Origin of the sequence: Henriciella algicola, from assembly GCF_003576245.1 — a bacterium.
In the GTDB taxonomy this organism is placed as follows: domain Bacteria; phylum Pseudomonadota; class Alphaproteobacteria; order Caulobacterales; family Hyphomonadaceae; genus Henriciella; species Henriciella algicola.
In genome coordinates, this window is the sequence record NZ_QWGA01000003.1 from 836,133 (window position 1) to 851,607 (window position 15,475).

A 15,475-nucleotide genomic window follows, 5' to 3' on the forward strand; every position below is an offset into this window, starting at 1 on the left:
CCGTGTTAAATATACATAACATAGAATCTGTTGAATCAGGAGTGTGCCGAAATGCCGTACCGCGAAAAGATCGTCTGGCTTTCCCTGTTTGCGATTGCCGTCGCTTTCATTCCATACTTCACCTATGTGGCGATAACGCCGACGGCGTCTGAAGGCCTGCCGAATGTGCGCCAGCTCATCCTGTACGCGATCGCCGCTGGGGTGCAGATGTCGATCCTGCTGGGCGGACGCATGTGGCTGGCAGCCCGTTCGCCCGAAGACGCGAAAATCCCCGCAGATGAGCGCGACCAGGCCATCAGCCGCAACGCAATTCGCGTGTCCTATTTCGTCCTGATGGCGGGCACGATCCTTGTCGGCGTCATCATGCCGTTCACCCATAGCGGCTGGCAGATCGTCAATGCCGCACTCTTCATGATCGTGCTGGCCGAAGTGGTAAATTATTCCATCGCGGCCATCAGCTATCGTCGGCAGGCATGAGCGGGAAATCGATCCACAATCGCATTCGCGAGCTGCGCTTTCTGAATGGAGAGATGACGCAAGCCGATCTTGGAAACCAGATCGGCGTCACGCGTCAGACGATCGCCGCCATCGAGAAGGGCAAATACGCACCGACGCTGGAGGCGGCTTTCAAGATTGCAGACGTTTTCGGCGTCGGCCTCGACGAGGTCTTTACCTGGGCCTGACGAGCCTGTGGCAGGCCTCAACCGCCTTCTTCGCCAGCAATTCTCGCGGCGAGGGCGTCGGCCTCTTCCTTGATGAAGGCATTGTCGGCGACGAGCGCTGTATCCATGGCGGCAATTTCAGCCTGCGCCTGCCCTATCAGGTCTGCGGCGAGCGTCTCCGGCGGAGTTGAGCCATCAGGCATCGGCACGTCAGGATTGTCTAAAGCCCGCCCTGCCAGTTGGGTCAGAAGATAGGCCCGCACCAGACGCACATCATCAGAGACCGCAAAGCACCTGTCGCGCAGGACAAGAAGCCGGTGATCGCCCGGAATGATAGGCAGCGTCCTGCTATCGGCTGGATTGCCTTCCAGAACACTTACGATCCCGTCGAATTGCGCGCGGGCTTCGATCTGGGCGAGGTGGCCGAATATGTAGGGACAGGTCCCGTCCGGCCCGTCAAAACTCTCATAATAGCGTCCGTGGCCGATCGCGTGCAGGACTGTCGGCGCGACAAAGTTTTCAATCATGATCGCCAGCGCTTCAGTCTCGGCGTCGCGTCTGTCAATGTCGCCTTGCTCTGGCTCTGCGCCCTTCCGGGCGGCATTTTCTCCGAGCCACCGGGTCTCAATTGACCGGATCGCGTTGAGGACGAAAGACGCCGTACGGTAGCGCCCCTCCTGCCCTCCATGATCGGCAAGTTCCCAGGCAGCGTCTGCCGCAGCAAAGTCAGCCTCAAATGACTGGCTGCACTGGTTCTGGAAGATGACGATATCTTCGAAAAGCGCTTCCCAGGTCTCTTCGCTCTCCTCTAGCCCCTGCGCGCGCGCAAGGAGCGTTTCGCCGGTGGCAAGCGTGTCCGCGCCACAGGGGCTATCCTGCGCAGCCGCAGTGCTGGCAAGTGCAAGGGCCATGAACAAGGCGGTAAGCGTTGCGCGCATGGTGGGCATCCGGTTTCGTCTGTGACTGATGAGCAGCGTTAGCGGCGTTTGTAAGTCAGCGCCATGGCGATGCAGTGGGTAAGCTCTTCGCGTGGCAGTTTGCCGACTAGTGGGAGGACGATGGCGCGGGTGCCTTCGAAGGTCAGGGTCTCGCCGTAGAGATCACGCCAGCGGGCGACGAGGTCTGTCTGGCAATGGACGAGCAGGCGGACGATTCCCGGGCTTGATGGCTTCCACCCTAACCGTATGGGGGTGCCGCTACGCACCGCGAAGCTCGGCTCGCCCCATTTCAGGCTTTCGGATACCGCGCCGACCCCGTCGGTCTGCGCGGCGGTCTCGAGCACGAGCTCGCGCAGCTCAGTCCAGCGACGGCGCACGTCATCCGGAACTGCGTCGAAAGCGCTGCGTAGCTCTTGGCGAAGCGGCGCGGCGGGCTTTGCCTCTGCAGGCGTCGATGGCGGCATGCATGGTTCCTCCGTGCAAGTCCTCATACCAGACACGCGAAAGGAAGACGAATGAGCGATACCAAAACAGCAATCATCACAGGCGCCGGATCAGGCATTGGGGCGGCGACGGCGAAGCGGTTTTCTGGCGATGGATGGAATGTTGTCCTGAACGGGCGCACGAAGGAGAAGCTGGAGAAGGTCGCAGGCGACCTGCCCGCTGAGCGCACGCTAATCGTTTCCGGCGACGTCTCGAATGCGAATGACGTCTCGCATCTGATCTCTCAGACCGTAGAAAAATTTGGCGGCATTGATTGCCTCATCAACAATGCGGGCGTCGCGGAAATGGGTGAGCCCGGCGACCTGTCGCTGGAAGATTTCGAGAAGATCATGTCGATCAATGTCACCGGCATTTTCCACACGGTGACCGCCGCCCTGCCCCATCTGAAGACGGCAAAGGGCTCTATCGTGAACACCTCATCCGTGTCCGGCATTGGCGGCGACTGGAGGATGTTCGGCTATAACACGTCCAAAGGTGCGGTCTCGAACATGACGCGGGCCATGGCGCTCGACCTTGGGAAATACGGCGTGCGCGTGAATGCCGTCGCGCCGAGCGTGACGAAGACGGAAATGGCAGAAGGCATCCATTCGGACGAGGACAAGATGGAGAAGGTGCGCGCGCGCCTGCCGCTTGGCCGGGCGGCTGAACCAGCAGAAGTGGCAAGCGTCATCGCCTTCTTGGCTGGACCAGACGCTGCCTTCGTGAGCGGGGTTATCTTGCCGGTTGATGGCGGGCTTTCAGCGTCCAACGGTCAGCCGAATTTCGCGGCCTAGCCAGAAGTGCAAAGGCCCGGCGTGTGGAGGACTTTTCCTCTGACACCGGGCCTTTGTTTTTTGTGGACGGGATAGAGGACGACTAGTCGTCGTCGCCTTCCAGATAGCGCTCCGTGAAGTCCATGAAGGCGTCCCAGCTCTTCTTATCGGCCAGCTCCTGATAGCGATCAGAACCAAAGACGGTCCAGGCATGCGGCGCGCCGGAATAGATCTGGACCTCGTAGGTCACGCCATCGGTTTCGAGCTGGTCGGCGAGGTCTGCGGCAAGGCTGTTCGGGATGCCGCTATCGGCGCCGCCATGCATGACGAGAATGGGCGCTGAGGTCGCGGCATAGTTGGCGCCGTCGGGTGCATCGAGGCTGCCATGGAAGGTCGCGTAGCCTGCAATGTTCTCACCCTCACCAGAGCGGGCAAGTTCAAGTGTAGCGCCGCCGCCGAAGCAGTAGCCCATGAGGATGACATTGGTCTCACCAGAGGCTTCACGCGCCTCAGCAGTACCGCCGAGGATGCGGGCGCGCATCATCTCGCGGTCATTGTAGAGCATACCGACCTGCTCCTTGCGCGCGTCGGTGGTCGCCGGGCGGTTGCCCTTGCCGTAGACATCAATCGCGAAGGCGTCATAGCCCTCATCGGCGATCATTTCGGCGCGAGTCATTTCATACTCATCGAGGCCGCCCCAGTCATGGATGATAACGACGAGGCCTTTGGAGTCGCGGGTGGCTTCGGCGAGGTAGCCTTCATAGGTCGCGCCATCGACGGTGTAGTTGACGGTCTCGCCCGCATGGGCGGCGAGGGCGAAGGCCGTGGAGGCGGCGAGGGCTGTGAGGAGGCGCATGGCGTTTCCTTTTCTGAATGAGATTTACCCTCACTGAGCTAGGGCGCGGCCCTTTCCTGCCAAATACGAAGCGCCCCGAAATCCCCCTTGCCAGCGACCCTTTGCTTGCTGCAACGTTAGGTGGGGACAGCAGCTTTGAGACTTCTCATGGCCGAGACGACGACACAGTCGCGGTATTTCGAACTCCTGGGACGGGCCTACGAGATACCGCTGGAGAGCGCCGGATTTGAGGATTTCCTCGATGCCGCGCACGACTTTTTCTGCGCCGATCCAGAGACCGGCAAAGTCGCCGATGATGTGGCGACGTTCACCCCCGAAGGCGTCGAAAACCACACCAGCAGACTTGAGCGCATTTTCGATGTCGCGATGAGGGCTGAGGCGCATGAGGCCGAAACCGATGCGCGCTATCACAGCGTGCTGCGGGTCGCGCCCGGTACGATGCTGGTACATGGCAATGAGGCGGCCGTGGCCCTGCTGGGGTGTGCCCTGCCCCGTCCGCTGGGTGAGCTGCCCTTTGACCATGAAGCCCTCAGCCAGATCCGAGGCGCGCTCAACGAGGTCGACGGCGAAGACCTGATCGTCCTGGCGACGGTTGGCGAGGCGGAGCCACGCCCCTGCCTGGCCCTGGTACAGCCCGGGCGCGGCGACGAAACCGAAGCGCGGATATCGCTTTCCTTCATTCACTGGTCTGACGGGCTGATCGAGCGGCTGGGCAATGCGCTGGGGCTGACGGAGTCCGAGACCGAAGTCCTGCAAGGTCATCTCGACAACAAGACACCGCGCGAGATTGCCGAGGATCGCGGACGCTCGCCTGAGACCATCAAGGTGCAGGCCAAGACTATCCTGCGGAAAACGGGCTGCGCGCGCATGACAGACGTGGTGCGGCTTGCCGCCAGCATATCCTATCTGCTGCGGAAGATGCCTGATGAGCGCCAGTCGAGCCTGGAAAGCTGGGCGACGCCAGTGCGCGCGCTGGAGTATCTTGTGCGTGATGGACGCAAGGTCGCCTATTACCGGCATGGGCCGGGCGACGCGAAAGCGGCGGTGCTGTTTTCCCATGCGCTGATACAGGGGCCGTTCTTTGCGCCGGCCTTCCTCAACCAGCTGGCCGAAGCCGGTGTGCGTCTGCTTGCCCAGTCGCGGCCGGGATATGGCTTCACGGACCCGCCAGAAGCAGCCGAAAATTTCGAGGCAGACACGGTAGCTGACGCGCTGACCATGCTGGAAGCTGAAGGCGTCAACGAGGTCCATGTGGTCGGCCACCAATTGGGGACCAGCCATGCATTTCGGATCGCGCGCGCACTCGGCCCTCGTGCCCGGTCGCTGGTGCTAATCAATGGAGGCATCCCGCTTCAGGAGAAGCATTATGCCAGCATGGACAGGCGGGTGCGGTTCGCCGCCATGGCGACGCGCCATGCACCGTCCATCCTGAAAATGACCAATGCGCTCGGTATTCGCAGCTTCAAGAAGAAGGGTGTGCGCGCGTTCCTCATTGATCGATATGCGCGCTCTGAGGTCGATATGCGGGCGCTGTTGATGCCCGGCGTGATGGAGCTTCACGCAAACGGGACATTCCATGCCTGCGAGCAGGAAGGCATTCCGTTCTTTCTGGATGAGAAATCAAAACATTCGGACTGGTCGCGCGACACTGAAAGCCTCGCCTGTCCGCAATACTGGTTGCAGCCGGAAGACTGCTCAATCCTAGACCCGGAAGCGGTCCGCGAATTCGTCGGGAAGTTGCGCGGCGCCCGGTTTGAAACCGAGCCGGGCGCCGGCGCCATTATGCTGTATCAAAGGCCTGAACGGGTCGCTCACTTCATACTGGATGCAATCAGCGACACGTCGGATGCGGGCCGGGCAGTCAGCCCCTAGCAGCCCTTGCCAGCATATATCCCCATTAGCGCTGTGCGGCGCAGTTCTGCCGTGCGTGCATTTTCGGCCTGACGCTCGGCCTCTGCTTGCGCGTTTTGCTGCGCAAGCCCCCCTGCAGCATTCGCTGCAAAGCCCAGTCCCGGCACACGGCCGAGGGCGCCGCTGTAAAGAGCGGCATTCGTTGCGAGACCGGCAGCCGTGCTAGCCGCTGCGCCCGATGTCTCGGCGTTGCGGGCGCTCTGGTCAGCCTGTGCCATGTAGGTATCCATGCTGGCGATCTCTGTGGTGAGCGCTTCGCAGGTCATGTCTGCATCGCCTGGCTGGCTAGCCACAAGGCGCGGCGTAAGCTCCTGCGAGCCACCGAGCGAGGTGGTGGTCGAACACGCTGTTGCAGCGAGACCGGCAACCGAAACGAAGATGAAGTGTCTGAGCATTTTGCTTCCCCCTGAAACTGAAGTGATTGCAATAGATCAGGGGGTTTTTGGGCTCGCATCACCCTGCCGGGTTAAATGGGCAAAATTTGTCGAAAAATATGCTCAAGCAGCCGGATCAAACGGGCAGAGACGTCAGCGCGAAACTTCGCGCCATGTTCCGGGCGCAAGATCACCCAAGGACCAGTCGCCGATCCGGATGCGGATAAGGCGCAGGGTCGGGTGCCCGATGGCGGCCGTCATACGCCGGACCTGGCGGTTCTTGCCTTCGCGAAGGCCCACTTCCAGCCAGCAATCTGGCACCGTCTTGCGATAGCGCACCGGCGGATCACGCTCCCAGAGATCTTCCGGCGTGTCGACCTGACGGACCTTTGCAGGCCGGGTGCGGCCATCCTTGAGGTCGAGGCCGCGGCGGAAAGCTCCGAGCGCATCTGGCTCAGGCAGGCCCTCAACCTGCGCAAGATAGGTCTTCTCTGTCTTGTGGCGGGGGTCGGCAATCCGCGACTGGAGGCGCCCGTCATCAGTCAGCAGGAGCAAACCCTCACTGTCCCGGTCGAGACGGCCCGCCGGATAAACGCCCGGCAGATCGATAAAGTCGGACAGGGTCAGGCGCGGGCTTCCCTCTGTTCCCTTGTCGGTAAACTGGGAGAGGACGCCGAAGGGTTTGTTGAACGCGATGAGCATGAGACCGGCTATCGCGCCTCACTGCAATGGTTTCAATGGGACACGGCATGAAAAAGCCCGCCATGATGGCGGGCCTCTCCGTGGTTTTTTGCGTTGCAGCTTATGATGCGCTGTAGGTCATCAGATATTCGCTAAGTTCGATGTCGCCATCGCCATCAGCATCATACTTGCTGAAGAGGTCGTCGCCGACTTCAGAGCGGTTTTGCCAGTCGCTCCACTCAGACTGCGAGACCATGCCGTCGCCATTGCCATCGATGCTGAGGAACAGCTGAACCGCCATGGAGGAGCTGAGCTCATTGCTCGGTACAGTGGTCGTGCTCGTGCGGACAAAGTCATCAGCCTCGGCTTCGGTGGTTTCGACCGTCTGCGTGGTGGTCGTCATGTCTGGCTCGACCATGGCCGACGTGTCGGTATCCGTCTTTACTTCCGTTTCCATCGTGTCCGTGTCTGTCGATGTATCCATCGTTGTCGTGGTCGTCGTAGACGTCGTTGCAGGCGGCGTGGTCTCTGCCACCGGGTCATTCACGACCGTGTCGGTATCCGTCATGACCGTATCAGGCGCGGTGTCCGTTCTCTCATAAGTGGTCGTGGCGGTCGTCGTCGTTTCCGGGTCCGACTTTGGCGGCGTCGGTGCGGTCGAGGTCTCAACTTCCGTTTCGATTTCCACTTCCGCTTCGGCGGTCATGTCATCGGAGGAATCTTCCATGTGATGGTCGGCAAAGGCCGGGCCAGCCGCAAGGATTGTAGTGGTCGCAAGAGCGGTAATGATCTTCTTCATGTGTCTCTCCTAATCTCTGCAGGATCGTTTGATTAACGGGCCTCGCCGCCTCTGCGTTCCCTCGCAGAGTCGCGAAAACGCGTGCCGGCGACTGAAATCAAAGAGATGTCTTGACCAGATTGCGCGGTTCGACCGAGATGAGGAATGCGCGCGCAAGACGCGCCTAGCGAAGGGGAAACGCCATGACACCGATCGAAGCTGCCATTCTTTATGCGGGCCTGTTCATCATCCTGTTCATCCTGCTCAAGGTGAACGTTGGCAGGGTGCGCTCAGCCGAGAAAATCATCTTCGGCGACGGCGCGAATGAGCGCCTGCAGCGCGCCCAGCGCGTGCAGGGCAATGCCGTCGAGGATGTGCCGGTCACGCTGATCGGCATTGTGGGCCTGGGCGTCCTGTCCGCGCCCGTCCTGCTGATCCACGGCCTCGGCGCGCTGTTCCTGATCGGCCGTATCCTGCACGCAGTCGGGCTTGGCGGCTCCAGTGGGGGCAGCCCGGGCCGCATGTTCGGCACGCTTCTGACCGCCATCGTGATGCTGGTCACTGGGGTGAGCTGTCTCTGGTTCGCGCTGTTCTAGAGGCAGGACGGCGCCAGCCTAGAAGACGGCTTGGACGTCGCTCGTCCATCCGACATAGATATCAGCGCCTGTCTCTATCACCGGGCGCTTGATGAGTGTCGGGTTCTGGATGAGCAGCGCCTCGGCCTTACCCTGTTCGACCTCTGACTTCTGTTCGGTGGAAAGACCGCGCCACGTCGTCGAGCGCTTGTTGACGAGCTTGTCAGGGCCGACCGCCTCCAGCCAGAGCGGGACTTTTTCCTGCAGATCGGCGTCGGCGCGAATATCGACAAGCGTGACGTCATGGCCATCAGCGTCGAGCGCCGACATCGCTTTCTTGCAGGTGTCACAGTTCTTCAGGCCATAAAGCGTCAGGGCTGCCATCAATCTATCCTTCCGGTTGAGGTTTGTTTGCGTCGCAGGACATGGGGGAGATGCCCGGCAAAGTCCAAGCTTGCGTGTCGGAACTAAAACCTTAATAATGTGTTAGGATTTTGAATGAAGCCCATAGCGGGTGGCTGTGGGCGTTCCCGATCCAAGAGGGCTTAGCTGATGGGTAAATTTCTTTCTGGTCTGATCGTTCTGATCGCCGCAATCTTTCTGATCATCCTGCTGTACTTCCGCATTGCAGAAGGCTCCTTCGAAGGTGCTGGCGAGCGCATGGACCAGTTCCTTGGCGCAGCTGCTCAAGAAACCGGGGAAGCCACGCGCAACATTGTCAGCGAAGCTGACGAAGCGCTTGAAGGCGACGACGAGTACTAGTCTCGCAGACTGAATAGATCTTCGACCCGGCAATTGAGCACCCGCGCAAGCCTGAGTGCCAGCACAGTTGTCGGGACGAAGACACCATTCTCAATCGTATTGATGGTCTTGCGGCTGACGGAAGCCTTGGCCGCAAGATCCGCTTGTGTTAGACCCGCTGCCTGCCGGTAGTCCTTCAGCGCCGTCTGTAGATCGGGATGATCAGGCATCTCGGCCCTCTAGCCTTGCAAATGCCAGCATCGGTCCGGCGACACCCGCGACCAGGATGAGCTGCGCGGCGACATTGCCTTCTATCCTTACGAAAAGCGACGCTGTGAAAACAATCGCAGCGGCGATAAGCATGACCCAATAACCCGCCCGGAAGGCGCGCATCCGGTTTTGCTGGACGAGTTCATCGTTCAGGGCCGCGCGCGCTTCCGGCGGTGCGCCTTTCACGCCGCGCTGACGCATCAGGATGATCAGTGTTACCGCCCAGAAGCCGAAGGCTAACAGGCTGACAAAGCTTGTGAGACGCCTGTCGCCGCCAGCAAAGTCACTGAACATCTGAAGCCCCGCCACCTGCCAGACGATGAAGGCAATGGCCATGACCACGAGCATGCGCCGGCGCTTGCTGGACAGTTTCTCGACTTGGTCAGACATTTCGCTCTCCATGTAACGTCAAGGTTACACGTTTAGCCCAACACCAGTGTAACGTCAACGTTACATCCAGAAGAAGTTAGTCTTCCCCGATATGAACCTCTCCATCGAGGTCATCGAGCTTGACCTGAAGGTGTGCGCGGACATCCGCCACGGCCTGATTGTAGACAGTCGGGCCGAGCGTGCGCAGCATGAGGTCGAGGATCTCACCCGCGCGAAAGTCGCTCAGATTTTCATCAAAGCTGGAAGCAAAGAGCGACTGAAGGTGCGCGACAAGGGCGCCGCGTCGTTCGTCAGACAGCTCTATCTTTTTCATCTTTCCACGACACCGACGATCGGGCCCATATCGGCGCCCTGCTCATCACGGCTCATGGCCGGGGCATAGATGCGGGAGACCTGCCCATCGAGGAAGAGCGCGTCCGGGACTTCAAGGCGCTCCCGGAAGAGGCTCGCAAAGTCATGGAAGGTCACGAGCGTGTCCGAAATCGCAAAGTGGACCGTGCGGCCATCAGCGCTGACGCCGACACCATTACGCCGCTTGCGAGACGTGCCATCGGGATTGAGCGCCGGGTGTATCTCGCCATCGATGACCAGCATCGGGCCGGACTGGGTGGCGTATTCGGGGTCGCGGTCATCTTCCAGATAGGCTTCGGACACGGAGATCCCGGCGCGCCCATCCTCCAGCCAGAAGACGCCGTTGGGCTTCATATGGAAGTTGCCAGGCCCTTCATTCGTATTGACGCTGGCACGGTCGCCATCCTCGGCGCGCAGATAGCCGACGGGCTGGCGGTCCTCATGGTACATGCCGCCATTCATGGCGAAGACGAGCGTTTCGCCGCGCGCTTCCAGCGTGTCGGCAAGTGTGTTGAACTGCAGGTACTGGCCAGCCTCTCCATCGGCATAGAAGAGGCGGATATCGTCGCGGTCGGCGCGGAAGGTGCAGACAGTGTAGGGCAGCGAGCGGAAGGTAACGGAGCGGCAGTAGTCGCCGCTTTCTTCAGGCAGGGCAACATCGCAGGCAGGAAGCGCCACCGCTGCGGCGAGCAGGGCGATGAACATGGCCGGCGCTTTTGCTCGTCTGCGCAATTGATGTGGCCCTTCTGCCGGTTTGGGCGCGGCCGGGGCCGCTATCGTGAATAGGGTATGGAGCATCGCTGGCTGGCGAAAGGCTCCAAACTCAGATTGGCGAGCAAGCCGTGGCCGAATTATGGCCTTCAGGCGCTGGCGGCTGCTTCAAACTCTTCGCTGGCCGCGAGCCATGTTTCCTCTGCCGCATCGAGGGCAGCATTGAGCCGGTCGCGCGACTTGCCGAGGGCCACCGCTTTCTTCGGGTCGGTGTCGTAGAGGGTCGGGTCGGCAAGCTCTGTGTCGATGCCGGCAAGCTCCTTGCGGATCTTTTCCATCTCGCGCTCGGCCGCAGAGATACGCTTGCGGATATCGGCGGTAGCGCGGCGGATTTCCGACTCCGAACGCTTCGGCGCAGGCGGCGGCGCGGGCTCGAATTTCGCGTGCGGCGTGTCGGTCCGCGTCTTGTCAGCCGCAAGCACGAGCGCGCGGTAGTCTGACAGGTCGCCATCATAGGGCGCGGCGCGGCCTTCATTGACCAACCAGAGCCGGTCCGCCGTCGCCTCAGCGAGGTAGACATCGTGCGTGATGAGAAGGACGGCGCCTTCATAGTCATTGAGCGCGTGGATGAGCGCTTCGCGGCTGTCGATGTCGAGGTGGCTGGTCGGCTCGTCGAGTATCATGATGTTCGGCTTTTGCAGCGCCATCAGGCCGAGCAGCAGACGCACTTTCTCGCCGCCTGAAAGCTTCTCGACCTTGGTCTCGGCCTTGTCGCGGTTGAAGCCGATATTGGCGACGATGGAGCGGACCTGTCCATCGGTCGCGGTGGGGCGCATGCGGCGGACATGGTCGAGCGCATTATCGCCCGCGGAAAGCTCATCGAGCTGGTCCTGGCTGAAATAGCCAACATTGACCTTGGGCGCCGAGACGCGGTTGCCCTCGAGCAGTTTGAGGCGCCCGGCGATGGATTTGACGAGGGTGGACTTGCCCTGCCCGTTGGCGCCGACAATCGCGATCCGGTCGTCATTATCGACGCGCAGATGAACCCCGCGCAGGACCGGATGGCCCTCTGCATAGCCTAGCGCGGCATCATCCAGCACAAAGAGCGGTGAGGCGAGTTCTTCCGGTGTCGGGAAATCAAATGCGTGGGTGCGGGCCTCAAGCGGGATAACGATATCCTGCATCCGCTCCAGCATCTTGATGCGCGACTGTGCCTGCGTCGCCTTGGACGCTTTGGCGCGGAAGCGGTCCACAAAGCTCTGCAAGTGGGCGCGTTCCTTGTCCTGCTTGGCCTTCTGGGCTTCGAGCTGCGCAAGCTGTTCAGCGCGCTTCTTCTGCCAGCTGTCATAATTGCCGGGATGAACAAAGAGCTTGAGGTTCTCCAGCGCCAGAATGTGCGTGACGGAGTTGTTCAGAAGCTCCCGGTCGTGGCTGACGAGCAGGACGGTGTGTGGGTACTGTTTGAGATAGGTCTCAAGCCAGGCAGCGCCTTCAAGGTCGAGATAGTTCGTCGGCTCGTCCAGCAGCAGCAGGTCAGGCTCTGCGAAGAGAACACCTGCGAGCGCGGCGCGCATCCGCCAGCCACCGGAGAATTCTTTACAAGCGCGCGAAAGGTCTGACTGGGCAAAGCCGAGGCCGGTAAGGATGGTCGACGCACGCGCTTCGCCCGACCAGGCGTCGATGGCGGTGAGACGCTCATGGACATCGGCGAGTTCCTGCGGGTCGGTGACGGTTTCGGCCTCCTCCATGAGACGGGCGCGCTCTGTGTGCGCGGCGAGGGTCTCGTCCAGCAGGGTGCGGTCCGAGGCTTCGACTTCCTGCGCGACCCAGCCAAGGCGGGCCGCCTTGCCGATGCGGATCGCGCTGTCGGCTTCGTCGCCAGATTCACGGATAAGGCGCAGCAGCGTCGACTTGCCTGTGCCGTTGCGGCCGATGAGGCCGACTTTCCAGCCAGCCGCGAGGGTCGCCGAGGCGTCCTCCATCAGCGTGCGGCCCTGAATCCGGAAGGTGAGACTGTCGATCGTAAGCATGGATGGCCTGCTAGGCCGTCAGGCGAGCGACATCAATCCTTCTTGCGCGGCTTGAGCTTGCGCATGAGGCCTTCCTGCACAGTCGAGGCAACAAGTTTGCCGTCGCGCGTGTAAATCAGGCCGCGATTATAGGAGCGGCCATTGCCCGCTTTCGGGCTGTCCATCGCATAGAGCATCCACTCATCGGCGCGCACCGGAGCGTGGAACCAGATGGCGTGATCGAGGCTCGCGGTCATGAGCTCCTTGTTGATCCAGTGCAGGCCGTGCGGGCGCAGGCTGGAGCCGAGAAGATTCATGTCGCTGGCCCATGCCACGAGGCAGTGCTGCATCGCAGGCGACGCCTCCACCTTTCCGTCGGTGCGGAACCAGACATAGTTCACGTCCGACTTCGGCTTCGGATTGAACGGGTTGAGGCCGCTGATTTCCTTCATCTCGAAGGGCTGTGGGCGCATCCAGTGCTTGAGTTGCTCATCCGAGATCTTGTCCTTGAACTGCTCGGCAAGCTGCTGGCGGGACATCAGTTCTTCAGGTTGCTTGACCTCTGGCATGTCATGCTGGTGGTCCCAGCCATCTTCATGGACATGGAAGGAGGCCGACATGTTGAGGATCTGCTGGCCATGCTGAATGGCGACGACGCGGCGTGTCGTGAAGCTGCCGCCATCGCGCGAGCGGTCGACTTCGTAGATGATCGGGATCTTCGGATCGCCCGGCCGGATGAAATAGGCATGCAGCGAGTGGCAGAGGCGATCCTCGCCGACCGTGCGATAGGCCGAGGCGAGCGCCTGCGCGATCACCTGCCCACCATAGACGCGCTCACGCCCAGCCTCTTCGTCAGGGGTGACACCCCTGAAGAGATCAACCTCGAGACGCTCGACATCGAGAAGTTCTAACAAACCGGAAACGGCATCTGTCATATTCGATCGTCTTTCCCATCAGACCTTAACCATGGCGCGCTTATCACTCCCGGCGGTGACTGAAAACAGGCGCGCCGGAGAGAAGCAGCGACAACAGACTGCACCCCCGCGCGCCAGAGGCAAGGGTGTTGATGGTGATGAGACTGCTCAAATCAGCCGTACGTGAGGTCAAAACTGTGCGCATCCTTCTGCGCGCAAAGAAGTGGCGGGACCCGGTCACGAATGAATCAACCGAACTTCTGGCAGACGACCTCGAAGCAGCCGTTGATTCCTATCGCAATAATCTGGCTTTCATCTTCGAAGGCCGCACGACGAGCTATGGCCAGCTGGACGAGCAGGCCAACCGGTTTGCCCACTGGGCGCTGGGCGAAGGCCTGAAGGCCGGCGACACGGTCGCTCTGTTCATGGAGAACCGTCCCGATTATATCGCCGCCTGGTATGGCCTTTCCAAGATCGGCGTGATCACGGCACTGGTGAATGCCAATGTCACCGGCGAGGCGCTGGTTCATTCGCTTAAAACGGTTGAACCGAAGCTGATCATCACAGGCGCAAGCCAGGACCGCGCGATGCGCTCGCTTGAAATGGTCCAGATCCGACAGCCGGTCTGGACGCTTGGCGGCGAGGTAGGATCACCCCTGGACGTTGAACTTGCAGCGCAGTCCTTTGAGCGCCCGGACCGCAGCCACCGTGCCCATCTGACGAATGCCGATATCGGCCTCTACTCCTACACGTCCGGCACAACCGGGCTGCCAAAGGCTGCGAAGATGTCGATCGCACGCGTGAGAAACATGATGCGCAGCTTCATTTCCCCGCTGGAGATGGGAGAGAAGGACCGCGTCTATATCACCCTTCCACTATATCACGGCACGGGCGGCCTCTGCGCGGTGGGTATCGCGCTTTATACGGGTGCTTCGATCCTGCTGCGCGAGAAATTCTCCGCCAGCCGGTTCTGGAATGATTGCGCGGATTTCGGCGTGACCACCATCGTTTATATCGGTGAGCTCTGCCGCTATCTCCTGAACCAGCCTGCCCATGCCAAGGAGCGCAAGCACAAGGTCCGCAAGGGCTTTGGCAATGGCCTGCGCCCAGAGATCTGGGGCAAGTTCAAGTCCCGCTTCAACATCCCGACCATGATCGAGTTCTATGGCTCGACCGAAGGCAATGTGAAGCTGATGAATTTTGATGGTGAAACCGGCGCGTGTGGCCGCATCCCGCCTTATGCTGCCAAATATTTCGATCATATCGCCTTTGTGAAAGTCGATCCGGAAACCGAAACACCGCTGCGCGATGAGGATGGCCGTTGCATTCGTGCCGGTCGCGGCGAGACAGGTGAAGCGCTCGGTCGTATTGGCGAGGATATGGAGACCCGGTTCGAGGGCTATCACGACAAGCGCGCGTCCGAAGCGAAGATCCTGCGCAATGTCTTTGAGGAAGGCGATGCGTGGTTCCGGACCGGGGACCTGATGCGCCTTGGCGATCATGGCTACATCTATTTCGTCGACAGGCTGGGCGACACGTATCGCTGGAAGGGTGAGAACGTCTCGACCAATGAAGTCGCCGATGCGCTGGCTGGTGTACCGGGCGTTGAGACGGCGAACGTCTATGGCGTGCCGATCCCGGGGACGGACGGCAAGGCCGGCATGGCCTCCATCACGACCAGCGGCTATCTCGATTACAAGGACGTGCTGGACAAGCTGTCCTCCCGCCTGCCGAAATATGCGGTGCCTGTCTTTATCCGCGAGCAGCAGGAAGCTTCGACAACTACGACCTTCAAATATCGCAAGAGCGACCTTGTTAAGGACGGCTTCGACCCTGAGCGCGCCGGTGAGAAGGTCTGGTACTTCGACTCTGAAACCGGGACATATGAGCTGGTGACGCCAGAGGCCTACAAGAAGATCGCGTCGGGTGGCGTGAAGTTCTAGCGGGCCGCCCCCTTCGACCCGCATTTGCGGGCCACTTCCCGCGCAAGCGGGGGAAGAAGACCCAACGCTAGTGTATCGCCATCCTCCCCCGTTCACGGGGGAGGTGCCCGTCAGG

20 protein-coding genes are annotated in these 15,475 nt (G+C 60.8%); 7 read left to right on the forward strand and 13 right to left on the reverse strand.

Annotated elements, in window-relative coordinates; genetic code table 11:
* Nucleotides 1-51 precede the first annotated feature (51 nt).
* Together D1222_RS04510 and D1222_RS04515 are read left to right on the forward strand one after the other, a co-directional pair.
* Entirely contained in the window at nucleotides 52-477 is a 426-nt protein-coding gene (locus tag D1222_RS04510; protein ID WP_119453009.1) for a DUF2178 domain-containing protein, read from the forward strand.
* Nucleotides 474-683 (forward strand): helix-turn-helix transcriptional regulator, encoded by a 210-nt coding sequence (locus D1222_RS04515; protein ID WP_119453010.1) that lies wholly within the window; start codon nucleotides 474-476, stop codon nucleotides 681-683. The genes D1222_RS04510 and D1222_RS04515 overlap by 4 nt, the downstream gene beginning before the upstream one ends.
* A gap of 17 nt (nucleotides 684-700) precedes the next feature.
* On the opposite strand, the gene D1222_RS04520 is transcribed toward D1222_RS04515, so the two are convergent.
* Both D1222_RS04520 and D1222_RS04525 read right to left on the reverse strand, forming a co-directional pair.
* Nucleotides 701-1,600, reverse strand: coding sequence for a hypothetical protein (locus D1222_RS04520; protein WP_147371816.1), 900 nt, complete (start codon nucleotides 1,598-1,600; stop codon nucleotides 701-703).
* Nucleotides 1,601-1,638: 38 nt separating this feature from the next.
* Nucleotides 1,639-2,064, reverse strand: a complete 426-nt coding sequence (locus tag D1222_RS04525; protein ID WP_119453012.1) for a DUF1801 domain-containing protein — start codon at nucleotides 2,062-2,064, stop codon at nucleotides 1,639-1,641.
* A gap of 51 nt (nucleotides 2,065-2,115) precedes the next feature.
* On the opposite strand from D1222_RS04525, the gene D1222_RS04530 reads away from it, so the two are divergent.
* Nucleotides 2,116-2,877: an SDR family NAD(P)-dependent oxidoreductase gene (locus D1222_RS04530; RefSeq protein ID WP_119453013.1), complete on the forward strand. Its 762-nt coding sequence runs from the start codon at nucleotides 2,116-2,118 to the stop codon at nucleotides 2,875-2,877.
* A gap of 82 nt (nucleotides 2,878-2,959) precedes the next feature.
* On the opposite strand, the gene D1222_RS04535 is transcribed toward D1222_RS04530, so the two are convergent.
* Nucleotides 2,960-3,712: a dienelactone hydrolase family protein gene (locus D1222_RS04535; protein ID WP_119453014.1), complete on the reverse strand. Its 753-nt coding sequence runs from the start codon at nucleotides 3,710-3,712 to the stop codon at nucleotides 2,960-2,962.
* 147 nt (nucleotides 3,713-3,859) lie between these two features.
* On the opposite strand from D1222_RS04535, the gene D1222_RS04540 reads away from it, so the two are divergent.
* On the forward strand, nucleotides 3,860-5,584 hold the full coding sequence (locus tag D1222_RS04540; protein WP_119453015.1) for an alpha/beta fold hydrolase: 1,725 nt from the start codon (nucleotides 3,860-3,862) through the stop codon (nucleotides 5,582-5,584).
* Here D1222_RS04540 and D1222_RS04545 read toward each other — a convergent pair.
* The 3 genes from D1222_RS04545 to D1222_RS04555 all read right to left on the reverse strand — a co-directional run bounded on the left by D1222_RS04545 (nucleotide 5,581) and on the right by D1222_RS04555 (nucleotide 7,477).
* Nucleotides 5,581-6,018 (reverse strand): hypothetical protein, encoded by a 438-nt coding sequence (locus D1222_RS04545; protein ID WP_119453016.1) that lies wholly within the window; start codon nucleotides 6,016-6,018, stop codon nucleotides 5,581-5,583. The genes D1222_RS04540 and D1222_RS04545 overlap by 4 nt on opposite strands.
* A 132-nt stretch (nucleotides 6,019-6,150) precedes the next feature.
* The gene (locus D1222_RS04550) at nucleotides 6,151-6,699 is read right to left on the reverse strand and encodes a pseudouridine synthase (protein WP_119453017.1); all 549 of its coding nucleotides are present in this window, start codon (nucleotides 6,697-6,699) and stop codon (nucleotides 6,151-6,153) included.
* A 100-nt stretch (nucleotides 6,700-6,799) separates the two neighbouring features.
* A complete protein-coding gene (locus D1222_RS04555) occupies nucleotides 6,800-7,477 on the reverse strand; it encodes an EF-hand domain-containing protein (RefSeq protein ID WP_119453729.1) in 678 nt (225 codons plus the stop codon).
* A gap of 182 nt (nucleotides 7,478-7,659) precedes the next feature.
* Between D1222_RS04555 and D1222_RS04560 the strand changes: the two genes are divergently transcribed.
* Nucleotides 7,660-8,052, forward strand: coding sequence for an MAPEG family protein (locus tag D1222_RS04560; RefSeq protein WP_119453018.1), 393 nt, complete (start codon nucleotides 7,660-7,662; stop codon nucleotides 8,050-8,052).
* Between the two features lie 18 nt (nucleotides 8,053-8,070).
* Here D1222_RS04560 and D1222_RS04565 read toward each other — a convergent pair whose 3' ends face one another.
* On the reverse strand, nucleotides 8,071-8,415 hold the full coding sequence (locus D1222_RS04565) for an ArsC/Spx/MgsR family protein (protein WP_119453019.1): 345 nt from the start codon (nucleotides 8,413-8,415) through the stop codon (nucleotides 8,071-8,073).
* A gap of 168 nt (nucleotides 8,416-8,583) precedes the next feature.
* On the opposite strand from D1222_RS04565, the gene D1222_RS04570 reads away from it, so the two are divergent.
* A complete protein-coding gene (locus D1222_RS04570; RefSeq protein WP_119453020.1) occupies nucleotides 8,584-8,793 on the forward strand; it encodes a hypothetical protein in 210 nt (69 codons plus the stop codon).
* Here D1222_RS04570 and D1222_RS04575 read toward each other — a convergent pair.
* The 6 genes from D1222_RS04575 to D1222_RS04600 all read right to left on the reverse strand — a co-directional run bounded on the left by D1222_RS04575 (nucleotide 8,790) and on the right by D1222_RS04600 (nucleotide 13,438).
* Nucleotides 8,790-9,002 (reverse strand): helix-turn-helix transcriptional regulator, encoded by a 213-nt coding sequence (locus D1222_RS04575; protein ID WP_119453021.1) that lies wholly within the window; start codon nucleotides 9,000-9,002, stop codon nucleotides 8,790-8,792. The genes D1222_RS04570 and D1222_RS04575 overlap by 4 nt on opposite strands.
* Entirely contained in the window at nucleotides 8,995-9,432 is a 438-nt protein-coding gene (locus D1222_RS04580) for a hypothetical protein (protein ID WP_119453022.1), read from the reverse strand. Before D1222_RS04580 ends, D1222_RS04575 begins: the two co-directional genes overlap by 8 nt.
* A gap of 76 nt (nucleotides 9,433-9,508) precedes the next feature.
* On the reverse strand, nucleotides 9,509-9,745 hold the full coding sequence (locus tag D1222_RS04585) for a DUF2164 domain-containing protein (RefSeq protein WP_119453023.1): 237 nt from the start codon (nucleotides 9,743-9,745) through the stop codon (nucleotides 9,509-9,511).
* Nucleotides 9,742-10,488, reverse strand: a complete 747-nt coding sequence (locus tag D1222_RS04590; RefSeq protein ID WP_119453024.1) for a phosphodiester glycosidase family protein — start codon at nucleotides 10,486-10,488, stop codon at nucleotides 9,742-9,744. Before D1222_RS04590 ends, D1222_RS04585 begins: the two co-directional genes overlap by 4 nt.
* A gap of 155 nt (nucleotides 10,489-10,643) precedes the next feature.
* Nucleotides 10,644-12,524 carry an ABC-F family ATP-binding cassette domain-containing protein gene (locus D1222_RS04595; protein ID WP_119453025.1) on the reverse strand — a complete coding sequence of 627 codons (1,881 nt, stop codon included), beginning with the start codon at nucleotides 12,522-12,524 and terminating at the stop codon, nucleotides 10,644-10,646.
* A gap of 32 nt (nucleotides 12,525-12,556) precedes the next feature.
* Nucleotides 12,557-13,438, reverse strand: coding sequence for an acyl-CoA thioesterase (locus D1222_RS04600; protein ID WP_119453026.1), 882 nt, complete (start codon nucleotides 13,436-13,438; stop codon nucleotides 12,557-12,559).
* A 137-nt stretch (nucleotides 13,439-13,575) separates the two neighbouring features.
* Between D1222_RS04600 and D1222_RS04605 the strand changes: the two genes are divergently transcribed.
* Nucleotides 13,576-15,360 carry a long-chain-acyl-CoA synthetase gene (locus D1222_RS04605; RefSeq protein WP_233348511.1) on the forward strand — a complete coding sequence of 595 codons (1,785 nt, stop codon included), beginning with the start codon at nucleotides 13,576-13,578 and terminating at the stop codon, nucleotides 15,358-15,360.
* Nucleotides 15,361-15,475 lie beyond the last annotated feature (115 nt).

Coding starts and splice junctions, on each gene's coding strand:
- D1222_RS04525 (WP_119453012.1), bottom strand. CDS start 2,064: ATGCCGCCATCGACGCCTGCAGAGGCAAAGCCCGCCGCGCCGCTTCGC.
- D1222_RS04600 (WP_119453026.1), bottom strand. CDS start 13,438: ATGACAGATGCCGTTTCCGGTTTGTTAGAACTTCTCGATGTCGAGCGT.
- D1222_RS04605 (WP_233348511.1), top strand. CDS start 13,576: ATGAGACTGCTCAAATCAGCCGTACGTGAGGTCAAAACTGTGCGCATC.
- D1222_RS04585 (WP_119453023.1), bottom strand. CDS start 9,745: ATGAAAAAGATAGAGCTGTCTGACGAACGACGCGGCGCCCTTGTCGCG.
- D1222_RS04540 (WP_119453015.1), top strand. CDS start 3,860: ATGGCCGAGACGACGACACAGTCGCGGTATTTCGAACTCCTGGGACGG.
- D1222_RS04595 (WP_119453025.1), bottom strand. CDS start 12,524: ATGCTTACGATCGACAGTCTCACCTTCCGGATTCAGGGCCGCACGCTG.
- D1222_RS04520 (WP_147371816.1), bottom strand. CDS start 1,600: ATGCGCGCAACGCTTACCGCCTTGTTCATGGCCCTTGCACTTGCCAGC.
- D1222_RS04570 (WP_119453020.1), top strand. CDS start 8,584: ATGGGTAAATTTCTTTCTGGTCTGATCGTTCTGATCGCCGCAATCTTT.
- D1222_RS04565 (WP_119453019.1), bottom strand. CDS start 8,415: ATGGCAGCCCTGACGCTTTATGGCCTGAAGAACTGTGACACCTGCAAG.
- D1222_RS04545 (WP_119453016.1), bottom strand. CDS start 6,018: ATGCTCAGACACTTCATCTTCGTTTCGGTTGCCGGTCTCGCTGCAACA.
- D1222_RS04555 (WP_119453729.1), bottom strand. CDS start 7,477: ATGAAGAAGATCATTACCGCTCTTGCGACCACTACAATCCTTGCGGCT.
- D1222_RS04535 (WP_119453014.1), bottom strand. CDS start 3,712: ATGCGCCTCCTCACAGCCCTCGCCGCCTCCACGGCCTTCGCCCTCGCC.
- D1222_RS04510 (WP_119453009.1), top strand. CDS start 52: ATGCCGTACCGCGAAAAGATCGTCTGGCTTTCCCTGTTTGCGATTGCC.
- D1222_RS04575 (WP_119453021.1), bottom strand. CDS start 9,002: ATGCCTGATCATCCCGATCTACAGACGGCGCTGAAGGACTACCGGCAG.
- D1222_RS04515 (WP_119453010.1), top strand. CDS start 474: ATGAGCGGGAAATCGATCCACAATCGCATTCGCGAGCTGCGCTTTCTG.
- D1222_RS04590 (WP_119453024.1), bottom strand. CDS start 10,488: ATGTTCATCGCCCTGCTCGCCGCAGCGGTGGCGCTTCCTGCCTGCGAT.
- D1222_RS04530 (WP_119453013.1), top strand. CDS start 2,116: ATGAGCGATACCAAAACAGCAATCATCACAGGCGCCGGATCAGGCATT.
- D1222_RS04560 (WP_119453018.1), top strand. CDS start 7,660: ATGACACCGATCGAAGCTGCCATTCTTTATGCGGGCCTGTTCATCATC.
- D1222_RS04580 (WP_119453022.1), bottom strand. CDS start 9,432: ATGTCTGACCAAGTCGAGAAACTGTCCAGCAAGCGCCGGCGCATGCTC.
- D1222_RS04550 (WP_119453017.1), bottom strand. CDS start 6,699: ATGCTCATCGCGTTCAACAAACCCTTCGGCGTCCTCTCCCAGTTTACC.